The organism is Stenotrophomonas sp. YJH_SMC_54, assembly GCF_059368435.1.
On sequence record NZ_JCAFRS010000002.1, the window covers coordinates 203077 to 220750 of the forward strand.

Annotated in this window: 19 protein-coding genes; 11 read left to right on the forward strand and 8 right to left on the reverse strand. The window is 67.8% G+C overall.

Features of this window, described 5'->3' with window-relative positions; translation table 11 throughout:
• The first annotated feature begins 8 nt into the window (after positions 1-8).
• Both AC5P5S_RS03260 and AC5P5S_RS03265 read left to right on the forward strand, forming a co-directional pair.
• Positions 9-302, forward strand: coding sequence for a YkgJ family cysteine cluster protein (locus AC5P5S_RS03260; RefSeq protein ID WP_081113744.1), 294 nt, complete (start codon positions 9-11; stop codon positions 300-302).
• Positions 303-313: 11 nt separating this feature from the next.
• Positions 314-496, forward strand: a complete 183-nt coding sequence (locus tag AC5P5S_RS03265) for a hypothetical protein (RefSeq protein WP_005410566.1) — start codon at positions 314-316, stop codon at positions 494-496.
• A 49-nt stretch (positions 497-545) separates the two neighbouring features.
• Here the strand turns inward: AC5P5S_RS03265 and AC5P5S_RS03270 are convergent, their stop codons facing one another.
• From AC5P5S_RS03270 to AC5P5S_RS03280, 3 genes are read right to left on the reverse strand one after another with little or no spacing between them, the layout of a single operon-like run.
• On the reverse strand, positions 546-1427 hold the full coding sequence (locus AC5P5S_RS03270) for a DUF4097 family beta strand repeat-containing protein (RefSeq protein ID WP_005410567.1): 882 nt from the start codon (positions 1425-1427) through the stop codon (positions 546-548).
• Between the two features lie 10 nt (positions 1428-1437).
• The gene (locus AC5P5S_RS03275; protein ID WP_062606116.1) at positions 1438-1971 is read right to left on the reverse strand and encodes a hypothetical protein; all 534 of its coding nucleotides are present in this window, start codon (positions 1969-1971) and stop codon (positions 1438-1440) included.
• Entirely contained in the window at positions 1968-2546 is a 579-nt protein-coding gene (locus AC5P5S_RS03280) for an RNA polymerase sigma factor (RefSeq protein ID WP_005414221.1), read from the reverse strand. The genes AC5P5S_RS03275 and AC5P5S_RS03280 overlap by 4 nt, the downstream gene beginning before the upstream one ends.
• A 126-nt stretch (positions 2547-2672) precedes the next feature.
• On the opposite strand from AC5P5S_RS03280, the gene AC5P5S_RS03285 reads away from it, so the two are divergent.
• Both AC5P5S_RS03285 and AC5P5S_RS03290 read left to right on the forward strand, forming a co-directional pair.
• Positions 2673-2852 (forward strand): hypothetical protein, encoded by a 180-nt coding sequence (locus AC5P5S_RS03285; RefSeq protein ID WP_005410570.1) that lies wholly within the window; start codon positions 2673-2675, stop codon positions 2850-2852.
• A gap of 36 nt (positions 2853-2888) precedes the next feature.
• Complete coding sequence (locus tag AC5P5S_RS03290) at positions 2889-3482, forward strand: mechanosensitive ion channel family protein (protein WP_081113742.1); 594 nt, start codon at positions 2889-2891, stop codon at positions 3480-3482.
• A 512-nt stretch (positions 3483-3994) separates the two neighbouring features.
• Here the strand turns inward: AC5P5S_RS03290 and AC5P5S_RS03295 are convergent.
• Together AC5P5S_RS03295 and AC5P5S_RS03300 are read right to left on the reverse strand one after the other, a co-directional pair.
• A complete protein-coding gene (locus AC5P5S_RS03295) occupies positions 3995-4261 on the reverse strand; it encodes a DksA/TraR family C4-type zinc finger protein (RefSeq protein WP_005414219.1) in 267 nt (88 codons plus the stop codon).
• Positions 4262-4431: 170 nt separating this feature from the next.
• A complete protein-coding gene (locus tag AC5P5S_RS03300; RefSeq protein WP_005410573.1) occupies positions 4432-4989 on the reverse strand; it encodes a DUF2058 domain-containing protein in 558 nt (185 codons plus the stop codon).
• A 62-nt stretch (positions 4990-5051) separates the two neighbouring features.
• Between AC5P5S_RS03300 and AC5P5S_RS03305 the strand changes: the two genes are divergently transcribed.
• The 3 genes from AC5P5S_RS03305 (at position 5052) to AC5P5S_RS03315 (ending at position 8021) form a co-directional block, all read left to right on the forward strand.
• Positions 5052-5552 (forward strand): M48 metallopeptidase family protein, encoded by a 501-nt coding sequence (locus AC5P5S_RS03305; RefSeq protein WP_005414217.1) that lies wholly within the window; start codon positions 5052-5054, stop codon positions 5550-5552.
• A gap of 47 nt (positions 5553-5599) precedes the next feature.
• Positions 5600-6298, forward strand: a complete 699-nt coding sequence (locus AC5P5S_RS03310; RefSeq protein WP_049396640.1) for an RNA pseudouridine synthase — start codon at positions 5600-5602, stop codon at positions 6296-6298.
• A gap of 130 nt (positions 6299-6428) precedes the next feature.
• A complete protein-coding gene (locus tag AC5P5S_RS03315) occupies positions 6429-8021 on the forward strand; it encodes a phospholipase D-like domain-containing protein (RefSeq protein ID WP_062607879.1) in 1593 nt (530 codons plus the stop codon).
• Between the two features lie 3 nt (positions 8022-8024).
• Here the strand turns inward: AC5P5S_RS03315 and AC5P5S_RS03320 are convergent, their stop codons facing one another.
• Positions 8025-9101: an HDOD domain-containing protein gene (locus AC5P5S_RS03320; RefSeq protein WP_062607881.1), complete on the reverse strand. Its 1077-nt coding sequence runs from the start codon at positions 9099-9101 to the stop codon at positions 8025-8027.
• A gap of 278 nt (positions 9102-9379) precedes the next feature.
• Here AC5P5S_RS03320 and AC5P5S_RS03325 point away from each other — a divergent pair, with 278 nt between their 5' ends.
• On the forward strand, positions 9380-10477 hold the full coding sequence (locus AC5P5S_RS03325) for a Glu/Leu/Phe/Val dehydrogenase dimerization domain-containing protein (protein ID WP_019662147.1): 1098 nt from the start codon (positions 9380-9382) through the stop codon (positions 10475-10477).
• 44 nt (positions 10478-10521) lie between these two features.
• Here AC5P5S_RS03325 and AC5P5S_RS03330 read toward each other — a convergent pair whose 3' ends face one another.
• Positions 10522-13368 carry an autotransporter serine protease gene (locus AC5P5S_RS03330; protein WP_062607883.1) on the reverse strand — a complete coding sequence of 949 codons (2847 nt, stop codon included), beginning with the start codon at positions 13366-13368 and terminating at the stop codon, positions 10522-10524.
• A gap of 183 nt (positions 13369-13551) precedes the next feature.
• On the opposite strand from AC5P5S_RS03330, the gene AC5P5S_RS03335 reads away from it, so the two are divergent.
• From AC5P5S_RS03335 to AC5P5S_RS03345, 3 genes are all read left to right on the forward strand, one after another.
• Positions 13552-14727 (forward strand): thiolase family protein, encoded by a 1176-nt coding sequence (locus AC5P5S_RS03335; protein ID WP_033834339.1) that lies wholly within the window; start codon positions 13552-13554, stop codon positions 14725-14727.
• A 124-nt stretch (positions 14728-14851) separates the two neighbouring features.
• Positions 14852-15193: a hypothetical protein gene (locus AC5P5S_RS03340; RefSeq protein WP_005410581.1), complete on the forward strand. Its 342-nt coding sequence runs from the start codon at positions 14852-14854 to the stop codon at positions 15191-15193.
• A gap of 157 nt (positions 15194-15350) precedes the next feature.
• Complete coding sequence (locus AC5P5S_RS03345) at positions 15351-15761, forward strand: hypothetical protein (protein WP_005410582.1); 411 nt, start codon at positions 15351-15353, stop codon at positions 15759-15761.
• Positions 15762-15997: 236 nt separating this feature from the next.
• Here AC5P5S_RS03345 and AC5P5S_RS03350 read toward each other — a convergent pair whose 3' ends face one another.
• Positions 15998-17635, reverse strand: a complete 1638-nt coding sequence (locus tag AC5P5S_RS03350) for an acyl-CoA dehydrogenase family protein (RefSeq protein WP_012480962.1) — start codon at positions 17633-17635, stop codon at positions 15998-16000.
• Between the last annotated feature and the right edge of the window lie 39 nt (positions 17636-17674).

The window sequence follows — 17674 nt, forward strand, 5'->3', positions numbered from 1 at the left end:
CTGCACCCATCGACTGCCGCCGTTGTGACGCGGTCTGTTGCCGGCTGCCCGTGCTGCTGCAGCCCGGCGACCACGTGCCTGGCCAGTTCCTGTCACGCGACACCCACGGCCGTACCGTGATGGCGCGCAACGAGGAAGGCTGGTGCGCGGCGATCGATCCCTATCACCTGCGCTGCACGATCTATTCGCAGCGCCCGGCGATCTGCCGCCAGTTTTCGATGGGCGGCGATGACTGCCGCCGCGAGCGGCAGGACTACCTGCGCCAGGCCGACGCCTGGGCGCTTTCCTCCCCTTCCACCTGACAGGAGCAACCATGCCCCGCAAGGCAAAGACCCCCGCGAAGGCCAGCAACAGCATCCGCAGCGAACGCAAGGGCGCGGCCGCCAGCACCGTGGTCAGCAGCGATTCGATCGCTTCGGACCTGGCAGCGTTCCGCAAGGCCGGTGGCAAGATCGAAGTCCTCGGCACCACCTGGGCGCTGAAGAAAGCCAGCTGACCCAGTACCGACCGCGGCGGCGCTGCCGCCGCGGCCTGCCGGACCGTGCTCAGCGATCCAGGCGTACCCGCACACTGCCCGAATGCGACTGGATGCGGATGTCTCCATCGCCGCCCCCCAGACGCGTATCGAGATGGCTGCCCGGCCCATAGCGCGGCCGCTCCACCTGACCGGCGTCGCTGTTGATCGAGCCGCTGAAGCTGTTCACCGACAGCTGTGCCGACACCGTACGTGGCAGGCTCAGCGTGACCGAGGCACTGACCGATTCGACATTGATGCGGCCGCCGGGCGCCAACCCGGCCGCTGCCAGATCGATGCTGCCAGAGACGGTTTCCACCGCCAGTCGCTGCACGCGCCCGGCGTCGACCTCGACCCGTCCGGACACCGTCTGCGCACCGATATCACCGGACACGCCACCGCCGGCCTCGATGCGGCCACTGACGGTGTTCACATCCAGCTTCGGCGTCTGCAGGCGTGCGCTGACGCTGCCACTGACCGTGTTGAGCTTGCTGTCGCCACTGCGGCCAGCCGCGCTCAGGCTGCCGCTGACCGTGTCGGCCTGCAGCCGTCGCACATCGATACCACTGATGTCCTGGCTGGCGCTGACCGTGCTCAGCAGCAGCTCCACCGATCGCGGCACGTTCAGCACCAGCGTTGCACCACCGCTGTTGCTGCGGCGCGGATATTCGATCTCCCAGCGCACACGGTTGGCGCTTTTTTCCTGGCGCAACTGCAGGCCGTCGCTGAGCGTGCCGGTGAGCTGCACGTCATTGCGGTCCCAGCCACGCACGGTCACCTTGCCGGCCACGTTGCTCAGCTCGATGCGACCGCCCGCAGCCAAGGTGTGGCGCTCGTCGATGCGGGTGTCGGCCAGTGCCACGGCAGGGGTCAGCAGCAGCGCGACGCAGCAGGAAATCAGGGTTCGGGTCATGGGGGTCTCCTCAGGTCGTCAAGCCGGACTCGGCGGCATAGGCCGCCTGCCGGGTCAGTTCCAGCCGCAGCGCATAGGTGCGCTTGAGCTGGCCAAGCAGGTGCGGCGCACGCGGGTCCTGCGCCAGGGCGGCACGGATCTGCGCCGCGCTTTCATCCAGTTCATGCAGGGCCGGCTGCCATTCCGGCGCCCGTCCATCGGGCAGCGCGGCCACGGCCTGCTGGTACTGCTCGGTCATCGCCGCGGCCTGCAGCTGCAGGGCGGACGGCGCCGGCGTATCCGGCTGCGCATGCCGCCACGGCGCCACCGCATACAGTGCCAGGCTGGCAGCCACGGCAGCGCCGGCCGGCCACCACCAGCGGCGCCGCGAACGCACCGGCAGGACCACCACGTTGTCCGTTGGCGCGGGTGCTGCCTGCGATTCACGCGGCGGCAGTCGGGCGGACAGGCGTGCCCAGCCATCGGCGGGTACATCGCGTTCGTTCGGCAGCGCGCGCAGCCGGGCCAGCAGGTCGTGATCGGAATCGTGTTCGTGTGTACTCATGTCATGTCTCCCAGCCGTGCGCGCAACAGGCCGCGCGCACGATGCAGCTGTGCCTTGGAACTGCCGACAGCCATCTGCAGCTGCTCGGCGATTTCCTGGTGTTTCCAGCCTTCGATATCGTGCAGCACCAGTACCGCACGCGCCCGTGGTGGCAGTGTCGACAATGCGCGCTCCAGGTCACGCTCGGTACCCGCGCAACGGTCATGCACCGCCAGTTCCTGCAGGCCGCCATCGACATCCTCCAGACTGTCGTGATCCTGCCCTGCGGCGCGACCACGCAGTTCCATCAGTGCGGCGTTGACCCCCAGCCGATGCAGCCAGGTGGACAGGCTGCTCTCGAAACGGAACCCTGGCAGGGCTTTCCAGGCCTGCAGGAAGGCCTCCTGCAGCGCATCCTCGGCACGTGCCTGCTGGCCGCCACACAACCGCCACAGGACAGCGAATACACGCGGCGCGTGACGCCGGTACAGCAGTTCGTAGGCAGCGGTGTCGCCGGCGGCCGCCGCCCGCACCAGGGCGGGTTCGTCGACGGCGTCGTTGGCGGCAGGCAGCGCGGGCATGGTGGTGTCGAGCATATCGCTTGGATGCGGCGACCCGGGAAAAGGTTTAGAGCCGATCGACGGCCGATGCCATGCAACCTTTTCGACGGCTGCTGCATCCATGGAAGGTCCTTCGCGAATCTGCCGTCCGGGAGTCCTGCCATGTCCAGCCCTTCCTGCGCCGCCCTGCTGGTGATCGCTGCCTGCGTCCTGCTGCAGGCGCTGGGCCTGTCACTGCAGCTGCGCCCCGACAACGGCCGCGCCTGCCTGCAGCAGCACCGCCAGGAGCTGGTCTGCCTGGCCTGGACCCCGGCGGTCGAATCCCCCGCACGCGCCGGGTAACATCGAGGGCCGTTATTGCCACCCGTCGTCGCCCCCATGATGTTGTCGCTGAAGGATCACCTGCCGGCCTGGACCTACCCTTGGCTCCACGACGCGGGTATCGCCGTGAAGATCCTGCTCACCCTGCTGGCCGCGTGGCTGCTGCGGGTGCTGGCACGGCGCTTGATCCGCCGCTTCGCCGAGCACTACACGCTGCCACCGGAAATGGTGATGGGCGCGCGCCGGATCACCAGTTTCGTGGTCTATTTCAGCGCAGTGCTGTACATCCTCAGCCTGCTCGGCGCGTCGCCGTCGGTACTGTGGACCGCGTTCACCGGCTTCGCGGCGGTGGGTGCGGTGGCCTTCTTCGCGGCCTGGAGCGTGCTCTCCAACATCTTCTGCACGCTGCTGATCTTCACCACGCGCCCGTTCCGCCTGCATGACTACATCGAGGTGCTGGAGAACGGCGAGAAACCGGGCCTGAAGGGGCGGGTGATCGACGTGAACCTGATCTACACCACGCTGCAGGAGACCGGCGACGGCCACGAGGGCACGGTGCTGCAGCTGCCGAACAACCTGTTCTTCCAGCGCACGGTGCGGCGCTGGCGCGACCCGGCACAGGCCCCCGGCAGCATCCAGGGCGACGGCTGAGGGAGGTTCTTCTTTGCAGGGCTGCACCCTGCACCTGCAGAGGCCGAAGCCGAAGCAAGATCAAGAGCGGCATTCCGTGGGATGGCGGGGCGGTGTGGGTGGTCAGGACACGCCGTAAACCCGTCCATGGGGGCTCGATGGCGCCATCCATGGCGCCAACGGTCCTGCCCACCCACACCGCCCCACCTCTGACAGATTCCGCGCGCTGTTGGTGGGTGCCGACCGTTGGTCGGCACATCTGTCAGATATCCATAGTCAAAATTGAATCCGACCCCTTGCCGACCAACGGTCGGCATCAGCAGCGGGTTCCAACAGATCGCGGAAATCTGTCAGAGGCGGGGCGGTGTCGGAGTGCGGGGTGTCCGCGGCATGGATGCCGCGGCCAAGCCCCCATGGACGGGTTCACGGCGTCCCCGCACTCCGACACCGCCCTGCCAACCCACGGAATGCCAGCCTTTGATGTTGACGTTGCTTCTGCAGGTGCAGGGCGCAGCCCTGCAATAAAACACCCCTTACCTCAGCTGGCTGTCCTTGCTGCCACGCCGGTTGTACCCGGCATGCGCCTGCTCTTCGTCGTCGTGCGCCTGCTGGCACGCCACGCACAGCCGTACCCCGGGCACGGCCTGGCGCCGCGCCAACGGAATCGGCGCGTCGCATTCCTCACAGTGTTCCAGACCAGGGCCCTGCCGCAGCTGGCGCCGCGCGCGGGCAATCGCATCGTCGACGGTGGCGTCGATCTGGTCCTGGACCGCGCCGTCTCCCGCCCAACCGGTGGCCATGGCCATCCTCCGCAGGTGTGTCGCCTGATATGGGGACGATACACCCGCGCACAAAGGAGCAGACCTGTGTTGAGCCGAGCCATGCCCGGCTGATCTTCAGCAATCTGAGCAGAACGTGGAGGGCTTCAATCAGGTCGATCGCGACTTAATCCCCTCCGTCCCCTTTTTGCTTACCAGACCAGGTCGTCGGGCACCTGGAACTGCGCGTAGTAGGCGTCGTCCTCGGCGTTGCCGGTGGAGATCTCCGCGGTCGAGCCCGGCTGGCCGTGGTCGACGATGATCGCTTCCGGGGCGCGCTCACGCACCTTCTCGGCAGCAGCACGTGGCAGCAGCGCGTAACCGTCGCCGTGGGCAACGATGACCAGCACGCCCACCGACAGCGCCTTGCGCAGCTTGGGGTCGATCAGCAGGGTGCGGATCGCCGCGCCATCGCTGAAGCGGTACTCGTCATCGCCCTTGTGGGGCACGGCATGGGCCGCGATGATCTGCTTCGCCTGCGCCTTCTGTTCAGCCTGCCTGGCCTGCGCATTGCGCTCGGCGGCCAGCGCGCGGTCGCGCTCGATCTTCTCGGCGCGGACGCGTTCAGCCTCGCGCTGGACCTCGGCCGAGGTCGATTCGGCCTTGCCCTGGCGGGCCTTGGCCTGCTCGCGCGCGGCGGCGCTGGCCTGCGACTTCTTGGCCAGGCCGGCCTTGAGCAATTGTTCCTGCAGCGCGTTGGGCTTTGCCATGGTCGGTGCGTACCGCGTGTAATCTTGGATGCCCCATTCTACCGACGCCCCGCCGCCCCTGCATGGCAGTCCTGAAGTACCTCACCGGCTATCCCGAACCCCTGGTCGCCCAGGTCAGCGAACTGCTGGCGCAGGGCAAGCTCGGCCCCTGGCTGCAGCAGCGCTACCCCGACCCGCATGAAGTGCGCAGCGACCGCCAGCTGTACGACTACACCCAGGAGCTGAAGGACCGCTACCTGCGCAAGTCGGTGCCGCTCAACAAGGTCTGCTACGACAACACGCTGGAAGTGATCAAGCACGCGCTGGGCACTCATACCGCCATTTCCCGCGTGCACGGCGGCCGCCTCAAGGCCAGCCGCGAGATCCGCATCGCCACCGTGTTCCGCCAGGCACCAGCAGCGTTCCTGCGCATGATCGTGGTGCATGAGCTGGCCCACCTGAAGGAAGCCGACCACAACAAGGCCTTCTACCAGCTGTGCCAGCACATGGAGCCGGAGTACCTGCAGCTGGAGTTCGATACCCGTCTGTACCTGACGGAGCTGGCCAACCGCGGCCAGCGCTGACCGGCCGCAGCAGCTACACTGCGCGCCCCCTGCCCGACCTTTCCGCCATGGAACCGATCCGTCTCGACAAACGCCTGTCCGCCCTGCTCGGCATCCCGCGCGGCGAAGCGCGACGCTACATCGAAGGCGGCTGGGTCACGGTCAACGGCGACGTGGTGGAGCAGCCGCAGCGCCTGGTCGATGACAGCGCGGTGATCGTTGTGGCCGAGCAGGCCAGCGATGAAAAGGCCGAGCGGGTCAGCATGCTGTTGAACAAGCCGGCCGGCGTTGCCGCTGAGACCCTGTGCGCGCTGGTCAGCAGTGACAGCCGCAGCGAACTCGATGCCAGCGACATCCGTCCGCTGCAGCGTCACTTCCATGGCCTGCAGCTGGCCGCCTCGCTTCCGGCCAGCGACAGCGGCCTGGTGGTGGTCAGCCAGGATCCGGCCACGCTGGCCCATCTGCAGCGCAATCTTGGCCGCACCGAACAGGAATACCTGATCGAAGTGGCCGAAGGCGGCCCGGAGCGTGGGCCATGGCTGATGGCGCGTCTGCAGCAGGAGGCCGGCGGCGGCAAGGTCAGCTGGCAGAGCGAACAACGCCTGCGCTTTGCCGGCAAGGGGCTTACCGCCAAGGGCCTGCGTGCAGCGGTGACAGCCGCCGGGCTGCAGGTGACCGGGGTGCGCCGCCTGCGTATCGGACGCGTGGCGCTGGGGCCGCTGCCGCCGGGGCAGTGGCGCTACCTGGGCAGCGACGAGCGGTTCTGAGGTGTGCGGGTCAGAGCCCTTTCCTGTGGAAAGGGATCCGACCCCATCGGTGACGCCCCCTCGGGGTGGGATTCCGTGCCGAAGGCAAGGGCTCTGACCCCCTGCCGATCCTGCAGGCATTCCTTCACGCATGGCGTGGCTCTACCATCGGGGCATGAGCCTGCCCAAGCCGCTGTGGCGACGCCTGCTGCGCATCGCTGCAATCATTCTCGCCGTGCTGGTGCTGCTGGTGCTGTCCGGCCTGCTGCTGGCCGACCACCTCACGCCGCAGACGCATGGCGCGCCTTCGCATGTGCTGCCACTGCAGCCGGCGCAGACCCGCATCGACCAGCAGATCGTGCCATTGCAGGAGGCCCATCCCGGCCAGTCCGGCGTGGCCTTCCTCAGTGATGGCATGGATGCCTTCGCCGCACGCGCGATGATCACCACGCACGCAGGCCGCAGCCTGGACCTGCAGTACTACATCTGGCACGACGACCTGATCGGCCACCTGATGGCCAAGGCGCTGTACGACGCCGCCGAGCGCGGTGTGCGCGTGCGCATCCTGCTTGACGACATGAACGCCAAGGACAAGGACGCGCTGATGATGGCGCTGGACCGGCACCCGAACATTGAAATCCGCCTCTACAACCCGTTCCGAAACCGCAGCGGCATCGCGCGCACGCTGGAACTGGTGCAGCGCGCTTTCAGCGTGAACCACCGCATGCACAACAAGAGTTGGATTGCCGACGGCCGAGTCGCGATCGTCGGTGGCCGCAACATCGGCGAGGAGTACTTCAGCGCACGCACCGATGTAAATTTCCAGGACCTGGATCTGCTGGTTGCCGGCCCCGCCGTGGAGCAGGCCAACCGCATCTTCGACGACTACTGGAACAGTGAAGCGGCCATACCGGTATCGGCGCTTGCCTTCCATACCGATGCACAGCTGCGCCTGCTGGTCCGCGAATCGGATCACGAAGCGCAGCGCGACGTGGCCCGGCCCTACCTTGCGCGCGTGGCCGAATCGCGCAAACGGCAGCGCCCAAGCCCTGAGCCGCTACATTGGAGCGGTGCAGTGCGCATCGTGTCGGACCCGCCGATGAAGCACCGCAAGGACGATCGCGCTGCCTGGCTGGTGTCGACCCTGATCAGTGAGCTGCAGGCCGCCCGGCACAAGGTCCTGTTGATCTCGCCCTACTTCGTACCCGGCAACGAAGGCCTGGATGGCTTTTCGGCCATGGCCGGGCGGGGCGTGCAGGTCGGCGTGGTCACCAACTCACTGGCCGCCAATGACGTTGCCGCCGTGCACGGTGGCTACATGGGCTACCGCGTGCCATTGCTCGAAGCTGGCGTCCACGTGTACGAACTGAAAGCGCAGGGGCAGTCCGCCGATGCCGGCGTGTTCGGCAGCAGCGGCGCGAGCCTGCATACCAAGGCGTTCCTGGTCGACGACCGCCGCGGTTTCGTCGGTTCGTTCAACCTCGACCCGCGCTCGGCCTATCTGAACACTGAAATGGGCGTGCTGTTCGACGATCCGGTACTGGGCGCGCAGCTGCGGGACGAGTACCTGCGCCTGGCCGATCCCAGGCACAGCTGGTGGCTGGCGCTGGACGACCGTCACCGGTTGCGCTGGCTGGAGCGTGAACCACCACCACACTGGGTGGAGGCCGAGCCAGGGGCAACGGCGCGCAAGCGCTGGTTGTCGCGGGTGATCAGCTGGCTGCCGGTGGAATCGCAGCTGTAACGCTCAGGGCGCCGGACCCGCCTCTTCCTGTCCAGCGTCATCGCGTGTTTCCACGCTGCGCCCGTGCAGGCGCCGCCAGATCCAGCGCAGGGCATGCGGCGGCGCCGAAGGCAACTGTTCGAGCAGGGCCAGCATGCGGCTCTGGCTGGCATGTCCATGCCGGCACAGCAGGCTGGCCGCTGCGGCCGCATTGGCCAGGCGCAGGCTGTCAGCCAGCGGGCCATCCGCCTCGGGCGCCAGTGCCTGGTGCACCGGCTCGGGCAGCTCCCAGGCCGCAGCCACGCGTTGCGCCAACGGCAGCGACCACTGCTGGAGCAGCTGCAGCGCCAGCGCCGGCTCCACCGTCTCATCGCGTGCCTGCGCTTCCTGCAGCAGCTGGCGCATCACCAGTGCGGCCCCCAGCCCCTGTACCAGGCCCAGCCACTGCGCGGCGAAGGCATCGCCGAAGGTGACCGTGCGCGCATGGTCAGCGGCTGCGCGCGAAGCCAGCAGTGCGTGCTCCCAGATGATCGTGCTGAACTGCGGAAACACCTCGCACTGCACCTGCATCACCGGCTGCACCAGCACCGCGCTGATGATCTGTCGCACGCCTTCGGTACCGACCAGCGTCACCGCCCGCTGCAGGCTTTCCACTGGGCGCTCGTGCACCTTGTAGGCCGGGCTGTTGGCGATGCGCAGCAGGTTGCCGGTCAGCACCGGGTCCTGGCCGATGATCGCCGCCATCACCCGCGCCGATGCCGCATCGTCGTTGACCGTCTGGATCAGCTGCGGCAGCAGCTGCGGGCGGCGCGGCAACTGACGGGCCGCCCAGTCCCGGTCCTGCAGCGCGCGCGCCACCGCCTCGCCCAGCCCCGCGGCCTGCACCGGCGTGGATTCACCGGCCAGGCGCGGGTACAGGGCCAGCGCATGCAGGCCGCGCTGCAGATGTGCAGCGATCTCGGCCGAAGGCAGCGCCTCACCCTGCAGGCTGGCCGCAGCCGCCGCCACCGCCTGCCGCGACACCGCCGCCAACCGGGACGGCGCGGCCCCGGTCGAGCGCGCCAGCCAGCCGCGCAGCGATCGCCACCAGGCCGGCGTCATCGCCGCTCGCCCTCTCGTTGTGGTGCCCTTGCCGTCACTGACCGCCCTGCCTCTTCACGCGAATCCGGCCACCCGCCGTCGTCGCAGCATCGGCCGCACTTTCATCTTCTTTAACCGGAAGGCCGCCGATGTCGACGGCACCGGCCGGGGGAATGGACTAGAATGGCGCCGCGCGACCCGTCCCCCTGCACCGACGACGTCGCTTTTTTTGTTTTGGGACCCTACCGTTCACTGGCCGTTCGCTGCAGTTCGCCGCTGATCGCGCCATCGGAGACGCCATGCTATTCGAAACCCTCGCCACCACCGGCCACGAACAGGTGGTGTTCTGCCACAACCACGACGCCGGCCTGAAGGCGATCATCGCCATCCACAACACCACCCTTGGCCCGGCCCTGGGCGGCGTGCGCATGCGCCCCTACGCCAGCACCGACGAGGCGCTGGCCGATGCGCTGCGGCTGAGCCGGACGATGACCTACAAGAATGCACTTGCCGGCCTCAACGTAGGTGGCGGCAAGGCGGTGATCATCGGCGACCCCAAAGCGGACAAGACCGAGGTGCTGTTCCGTGCCTTCGGCCGCTATGTCGATTCCCTGGGCGGGCGCTACATCACTGCCGAGGACGTCGGCACCGACGTCAACGACATGGAGAACATCTACCTGGAAAGCCAGTTCGTGACCGGCGTGCACCAGGTCCATGGTGGCTCCGGCGATCCCGCCCCGTTCACCGCCTACGGTGCGCTGCAGGCACTGATGGCATCGATGCGCTTCAAGTTCGGCCATGAGGAAGTGGGCAAGACCAGCATCGCAGTGCAGGGCCTGGGCCACATCGGCATGGAACTGGTGAAGCTGCTGCGCGACCGCGGCGCCAAGCTCTACGTCACCGACCTGGACAGCGCGCTGGTTGATCGCGCGGTCAGCGATTTCGGCGCCGAAGCAGTCAAGCCGGACGAGATCCATGAAGTGAACGCCGACGTGTTCGCACCGTGCGCGCTGGAAGGCGCGATCAACGCCGACACCCTGCCGCGGATCAAGGCGAAGATCATCTGCGGCACCGCCAACAACCAGCTGTCGAGCCTGGAGATCGGCGACGAGCTGCATGCGCGCGGCATCCTGTATGCACCGGACTATGCGGTCAATGCCGGTGGCGTGATGAACGTGTCGCTGGAGATCGACGGATACAACCGCGAACGCGCGATGCGCCTGATCCGCAGCATCTACCACAACCTCACCCGCATCTTCGAACTGTCGCAGCGCGAGAACATCGCGCCGCAGCGTGCCGCCGACCGCATCGCCGAGAGCCGCATCCTGTCGATCGGCAAGCTGAAGATGCCGCTGGGCCGCAGCACCCCGCGCCTGGGCAACCTGCGCGGCGGCTGAGCCAGCCGACGTCGCGCCGGGCAGGACCCGGCGCGACCTGTCCTTCAGAAGCCGGTGCTGTAGCGCAGGGCTGCCTGCCGCGCACCTTCGCCACCGACGCGCTGGTCGAAGCCCAGGCTCAGGCGGCCAGTGCGGCCCCACCACGATTCCAGCGCCACGCCGATCAGCGCACTGCCGCGCGGCGCGTTCCAGCCCGCCAGCGGTGCCCAGGCATCGACGCCGACGAAACTGGCCTGCCAGTCCGCATCCGCACCATCAAGCCGTTGCTGCCATTCGGCATGCCCACGCAGCGTCCAACGCCCCCAGCCACGCTCGCCGCGGATACCGGCCAGCATCTGGCTGCGCTGCACGCGATTGGCATCACCCCGCAGGCCGAAACCGAAGCCGCCGAGCTCATTGAAGGCGTCGGTATCCACGCGCGTGGTGCTGGCGCCGACGTAGGGCGTCAATGATGCGCCCGCACGCCCCAGCCGGTACCCGCCCTCCACGCTGGCACTGCTGAAACGGCCGCCATACCGCGCAGAGACGCCATAGGCGCCCGCACCGAGCAGCAGCTGACGATCCAGCGCGCGGGTGAACTGGCCGCTGCCGACCTGGGCCAGCGCGTAGCCACGCCCCAGATTCCAGCCCGCGTACAGCTGCGCCTGCGCCTGGCGATCACGCCCACGATCGCCGCCGAAACTGCTGCCACCATTACTTCGGGTCTCGCCAAACGCCACGCCCATCAGACCGTTGCTGCCCAGTGGCAGATCCTGGCCGGCCATCCAGCCCCGGCTGTCGGCAGCGTTGCCGGCGAAGCTGCCCTGCCCCGCCTCACCCAGCGCGCTCTGCCAGCTCCCGCGCAGGCGCGGGGTGGCCTGTACACGATCGAAGCGCTCGGCAATCGCACGCCGCGACATGTCGATGCTGTCGAAGGTGGCGGCCTCGGCGCGGGCATGCGCCTGGCCGGACAGGCTCTGCAGGCTGTCGGCCAGGCCCTGCTGGCCGCCTCCGGCCCACTGCAGCGCACCGGCTGCCGTACCGAAGGGCGATCCCTGCAGGCCGGTGTTGCCGTCGAGCACTGCGAATGCGCCTTCCAGGCGCTGCGCTGCGGCCTGTGCGGAGGCGCTCAGGCCACTGGCTGCGGCGGTGACGCTGACCTGGTTCACGTTCAACCAGGCGTTGTTGCTGTCGTAGCCATACGTGGGTGCCACCAGGGTCAGCCCCTGCAGGCCGGTGGAAGTGGCTTGGGTACTGAAGGTGCCGTTCAGGCCACCCGCGGCGTGGATGAGGTCCTGGCGCGTTCCGTTCTGCGGTACATAGCCGGAGACAAAGCCGTGCACACGCACCCCGCCATTGATCGTTGCGTTGCCGGTGACCTGAAGTGCGTTGGCACCGAGCGCGATCATCAGCTGCGCGCCGGGCTGCTGGGTGTAGTTGCCCTCGATGGTGCCGGTGGTATTGCCGGTGGTGAGGAACACGCTGCCGCCGTTGACCACATTGCCGATCACCCGCGGCGTGCCACCGTTGAACTGCAGACCGGTGGAATCCGGGTCGGGCTGGGCGAGGATCGTCACATTTGAACGGATCACGCCACCGTTCTGCAGCGTCAGGATGCCGCGCTCGATGCGGGTGGCGCCGGAATAGCTGTTGTTGCCGGCCAGTACCAGCTTGCCTCCGCCCTGCTTGACCAGGCCACCGCTGCCGGTGATGTCGTTGCTCCACATCGAGTTGGTCGAGCCGGCATCAACGTTGGCAACCACATCGCCCCAGTCGAAGCGGCCGGGACCGTTGATCGCGCGACCGATGTCGAGCAGGCCATAGCCGAACACCGGATCCACGCCGGGCGCACCGATGTCCTTGGCAGTGCCCAGCAGGGTCTGCCTCACCAGATCGTTGTTGAAGTAGGGGAAGCGCTGCCAGACCAGCGCCGCCGCACCGGAGACCAGCGGCGCGGCGAACGAGGTGCCGTAGTTCCAGTAGTAGCTGCCACCGTTGGCATCCGGGTAGACCGCGCTGCCCGGCGCTGCCAGGCAGTAGCGGGCCGCCTGGCCGCAGGCATTCGAATAGCTGGCCAGCGCGCCCGGCGTAAACGGGTCCACCGCCGTGGCCACCAGCCAGCCGCGCTCCAGATCGGCCGCCGGAAGCGTGCCTGCCACGCCCTTCTGGCTGGGCAGCGCGGCCAGGCTGCTCGGCTCGCTGCGGCCGTCATTGCCGGCGGCGAACACCACCAGGCCACCGTGGTTGATCACGAACGGCCGGTATTCGGCGGCTACCTGCGCGGTGGTCGGCAGATCGGTCCAGTACAGGCCGCCCCACGAGTTGTTCATCACCTTCACGTTGTAGCTGATCAGGTCCTGGTGGACCTGGGCCACGCCCAGCGGCCCACTGAAGGCATTGCCCTGGCCACTGCCGTCATCGGTCGGCGGCTTGTCGGAAATGATCCTTGCCGAGACGATCTGGGCGCCTGGCGCGATACCGCCCGGCCAGGTCCCCACTGCTGCGCCGGCAGCGAGGCTGGCCACGGCGGTGCCATGCCCGACCACGTCATCAACCGCCAGGTTGTTCCTGGCGGGATCGATGTAATTGAAGTTGGCCAGCACGCGACCATTCAAGGCCACCGCGTTGCGCTGCACGCCCGAATCGACGATGCCGATGCGCACGCCCTGCCCGGTCAGGCCGGCGGCCTGTGCGGCGCGCGCGTTGGTGACTGAAAGATGCGCATCAAAGGCCGGCTCCTGCGGCTTGGCCGGCGGTGGTGTCGTCGGCGGAGGCGTGGTTGGAGGTGTCGGCGTGGTCGGGGGCGGGTCGACGCGCACGTTGCTGCCGCCTCCGCCGCCTCCACCACAGGCCGTCAGCGCCATCGCCAGCGCGGTTGCCAGCACAGACCTCACCATCATCGTTCGCTCCATCGATTCCTTCCCGTGAACGTTGGCCTGCCTTCATCCCGGCAGGCGTTCGGCGCCGCACAGCGGCAGCCCTCCCCGACCCTCTATACTTGGGCCGACCCCCACGCAGTCTGCCGGGAAACCGGGGCGCATCCAACGGCCTCCGGTCTCCTTTCCGAACATTGCTTACGCATCAACGAGATTGCCATGTCCAACATCGTCATCGCCGCCGCCAAGCGTACCGCCATCGGCTCCTTCCTCGGCCAGTTCAACGGCGTGCCGACCCCGACCCTCGGCGCCGCAGCCATCGCCGCCGCGCTGGAACAATCGGGTGTCCCGGCCAGCGACGTTTCCGAAGTCCTGATGGGCTGCGTGCTGCCGGCCAACCTCGGCCAGGCGCCCGCCCGCCAGGCGGCGATCGCCGCCGGCATTCCGCTGTCGGCCGGTGCCACCACGCTGAACAAGGTGTGCGGCTCGGGCATGAAGACCATCATGCTCGGCCATGACCTGATCAAGGCCGGCTCGGCCAGCATCGTGGTCGCCGGCGGCATGGAATCGATGTCCAACGCCCCGCACATGCTGCCGAACTCCCGTACCGGCAACCGTTTCGGCAACTTCCAGGCGGTCGACCACATGGCCCACGATGGCCTGGTCAACGCCTATGACGGCAAGGCCATGGGCGAATTCGCCGAGTGCGCGGTGGACAAGTACCAGTTCAGCCGCGAAGAGCAGGACGCCTATGCGATCGAGTCGGTCAAGCGCGCGCAGGCTGCCCAGGCCAATGGTGCGTTCGCCGACGAGATCGTCGCGGTGAAGGTCGCCACCCGCAAGGGTGACGTCGAGGTCGCCACCGACGAGCAGCCGGGGCGCTCGGACATCGCCAAGATCCCGACCCTGCGTCCGGCCTTCAAGAAGGACGGCAGCGTGACCGCCGCCAGTTCCTCCAGCATCTCCGACGGTGCCGCCGCGGTGGTGCTGCTGACCGAAGAGGATGCCGCCGCGCGAGGCATCACGCCACTGGCCCGCATCGTCGGCCACGCCACCCACTCGCAGGAACCGGAGTGGTTCACCACCGCGCCGATCGGCGCGCTGCACAAGCTGCTGGGCAAGACCGGCTGGTCGCTGGACCAAGTCGATCTGTTCGAAATCAACGAAGCCTTTGCCGTGGTGGCGATGGCCCCGATGCGCGAACTGGGCATCCCTCACGACAAGCTCAACGTGAATGGCGGCGCCTGCGCACTGGGTCACCCCATCGGTGCCTCCGGCGCACGTCTTGTGGTGACGCTGGTCAACGCTCTGCGCACGCGTGGTGGGAAGCGCGGCATTGCCACCCTCTGCATCGGCGGCGGCGAAGCAACGGCAATCGCCATCGAATTGATTTAAAAAGATTTAACGATGATTTCGCAAAAATGAATGCGGGATCGCTTGACACCCAATCTTGGCTTGTCATCATGTTGTCGGCGCGCAGCATGCGCGTTGCCTAATTCTAACGACGAGGATTTACACAATGAGCATCAACAAGCTGCTGGTCGCGATGTCCCTGGCTCTGGCCCTGGCCGCCTGCTCGAAGCAGGAAGCTGCCCAGGACGCCGCTGCTTCGGCCAACGAAGCCGCCACCGAAGCCCAGGCTGCTGCCGACCAGGCCGCCGCTGCTGGCGCCCAGACCGCCGACGCTGCCCAGCAGGCCGCTGACACCGCCGCCACCGCTGCTGACGCCGCCACCGACGCCGCTGCCCAGACCGCCGGTGCTGCCACCGACGCTGCTGCCGGCGCTGCTGCTGACGCTGCCAAGGCTGCTGAAGGCACCGCTGAGAAGGCCAAGGACGCTGCTGAAGAAGCCAAGAAGTAATAACTTCTTTCTTCACGCTGTTCTGGAAAAGCCGCTGGTTCGCCAGCGGCTTTTTCTTTGCGTGGATGCCGGCGATCAAGCCCCTGCATCGCGACCCGGTCTTCACAACGGCATGAATAGGCTGGCGTCCCCATCCATTGCAGTGCCGGAGACCGCCATGAAGATTCGTCCGATCACCACCACCCTGCTGGCCGCCTCCCTGCTGCTGGCCCTGGCCGCCTGCAAGGGCCCGGAAGCCGAACAGGCCAAGCAGGACGCGCAGCAGGCGGCCGACAGCGCCGGCGCTGCCGCCCGCGACGCCGTCGACAAGGCTGCTGCCGCCACCCGCGAAGCCGCCGACAAGACCGCCGCCGCTTCCGAGCAGGCCGCCGCCGATACCCAGCAGGCGCTGGACAAGGCCGCAGACGCCACTGCCAACGCCGCCGACAAGGCCAAGGACGCCGCAACCGACGCCGCCGCGCACGCCAGCGACGCCACCGCCGACGCCGCGCAGAAGGTCGCCGACAAGGCCCGCGATGTCGCCAATGACGCCAAGGCCAACGCCGCCAAGGAAGAAGCCAAGCACTAAGCCCTACCGGCAGCCGAGCACCGGCTCGGTTCCACAGGAAAAGCCGCGGCACTGCCGCGGCTTTTCTGCTTTTCGCTCCCTGCTTCTTCTGTTGATTCCGTGGTGTGCGCCCACGGAAAGTGTCCAAGGACGCGCGGGTAGGTTGCGCAGGGGCGTAAGCGCCATGGATGGCGCGCCCGAGCCTTATCTGATGAAAATCTGTCAGCGTAGGTGTCGAGAGCCGGCGTGGGCCGCCCCTACGGCAGCGCGCGCGCCAGCATCGCCGTCAGCTCCAGCCCCGCCGGCAGCGTCCCGAACGCCAGTCCATGCTCCCCTTCCAGCCGGCTACGCACGAACGCCTCCGCCATCGGACTGCGCGCACGCAGCAGCAGCGCCGCCTGCAGCAGCAGCGCAGTGCGCTCGCAGAACAGCCGCGCCTGCGCTTCCTCCGGTGGCGGCGCCGCTGCCCAACGCTGCAATGCCGCTGCATAGCGCGCATCACGGTCAGCCACCGACGCCAGCTCACCGCGCAACGCCGCCATCGCCTCCGGTTCACGCGCCAGCGCACGCAGCACATCCAGGCACTGGATGTTGCCGCTGCCCTCCCAGATCGAATTCAACGGTGCCTGCCGGTACAGGCGGGGCAGCATCGACTCCTCCACGTAGCCGGCACCGCCCAGGCATTCCTGCGCTTCATTGACGAAGGCCGGCGCACGCTTGCACAGCCAGTACTTGCCCAGCGCCGTCCCCAACCGCGCCATCGCCGCTTCATTGGCATCCACACCGGCACGATCCACCGCGCGTGCGATGCGCATCGCCAACACCGTGGCCGCTTCCGACTCCAGCGCCAGATCAGCCAGCACGTTGGTCATCAGCGAGTGCTCCACCAGCAGCTTGCCGAAGGTGCGCCGATGGCGTGCATGATGCAGCGCCTGCGCCAGCGCCATGCGCATCTCCGCGGCCGCACCCAGCATGCAGTCCAGGCGGGTCATCATCACCATGCCGATGATGGTCGCCACGCCACGCCCTTCTTCGCCCACGCGCCATGCCTGCGCGCCACAGAACTCGACCTCGCTGGACGCATTGGACCAGTCACCCAGCTTGTCCTTCAGCCGCATCAGCCTGAATGCATTGCGGTCGCCATCGGCCAGCCGGCGCGGCATCAGCAGGCAGGTCAGCCCGCCCGGCGCCTGCGCCAGCACCAGGAAGCCATCGCACATCGGCGCGGAAAAGAACCACTTGTGGCCGACCAGGCGGTAACGTTCGCCATCGATCGGCTCGGCGCGCGTGCTGTTCGCACGTACATCCGAGCCGCCCTGCTTCTCGGTCATGCCCATGCCCAGCGTGATGCCGTTTTTGTCCGCCACCGGCACGTCGCGCGGGTCATAGACCGGCGCGGCGGCCTTGCGCGCCCATTCGGCCAGGTGCGGCTGCGACTGCAGCACTGCCACCGCCGCATGGGTCATGGTCAAGGGGCAACTGGTGCCGGCTTCGGCCTGGTGGTGCAGGTAGCTCAGCGCCGCACGCGCGACGTGTGCGCCGGGCTGCGGCTCGTGCCAGGACAAACCCGCCACGCCATGCTGCTTCGCTGCGGACATCAGCTGGTGGTACGCAGGGTGGAACTCGACCGTATCAATGCGGTGGCCCTGCGCATCGTGCGTACGCAGCCGCGGGCGATCACGGTTGGCATCGAAGCCAAGCCGGTACAACTCGTCGCCGGCCAGGGCCCCGTACACGGCCAGGCGTGGCGCTAAGGCACCGGCACCCTCGCGATGCACCGCCTCCGCCAACGCCACATCGTCGGTCCACAGCTGGCGGCCCGCGAACGGTGGCGGCTGGTTCAGCACCACATGGGTTTCAAACGGCGCGTTGCTGCTGAAGCTGGGTCCACTCATCCGGTCCATCCTGGCGGCAAGAGGTATGCGGTCCGATTG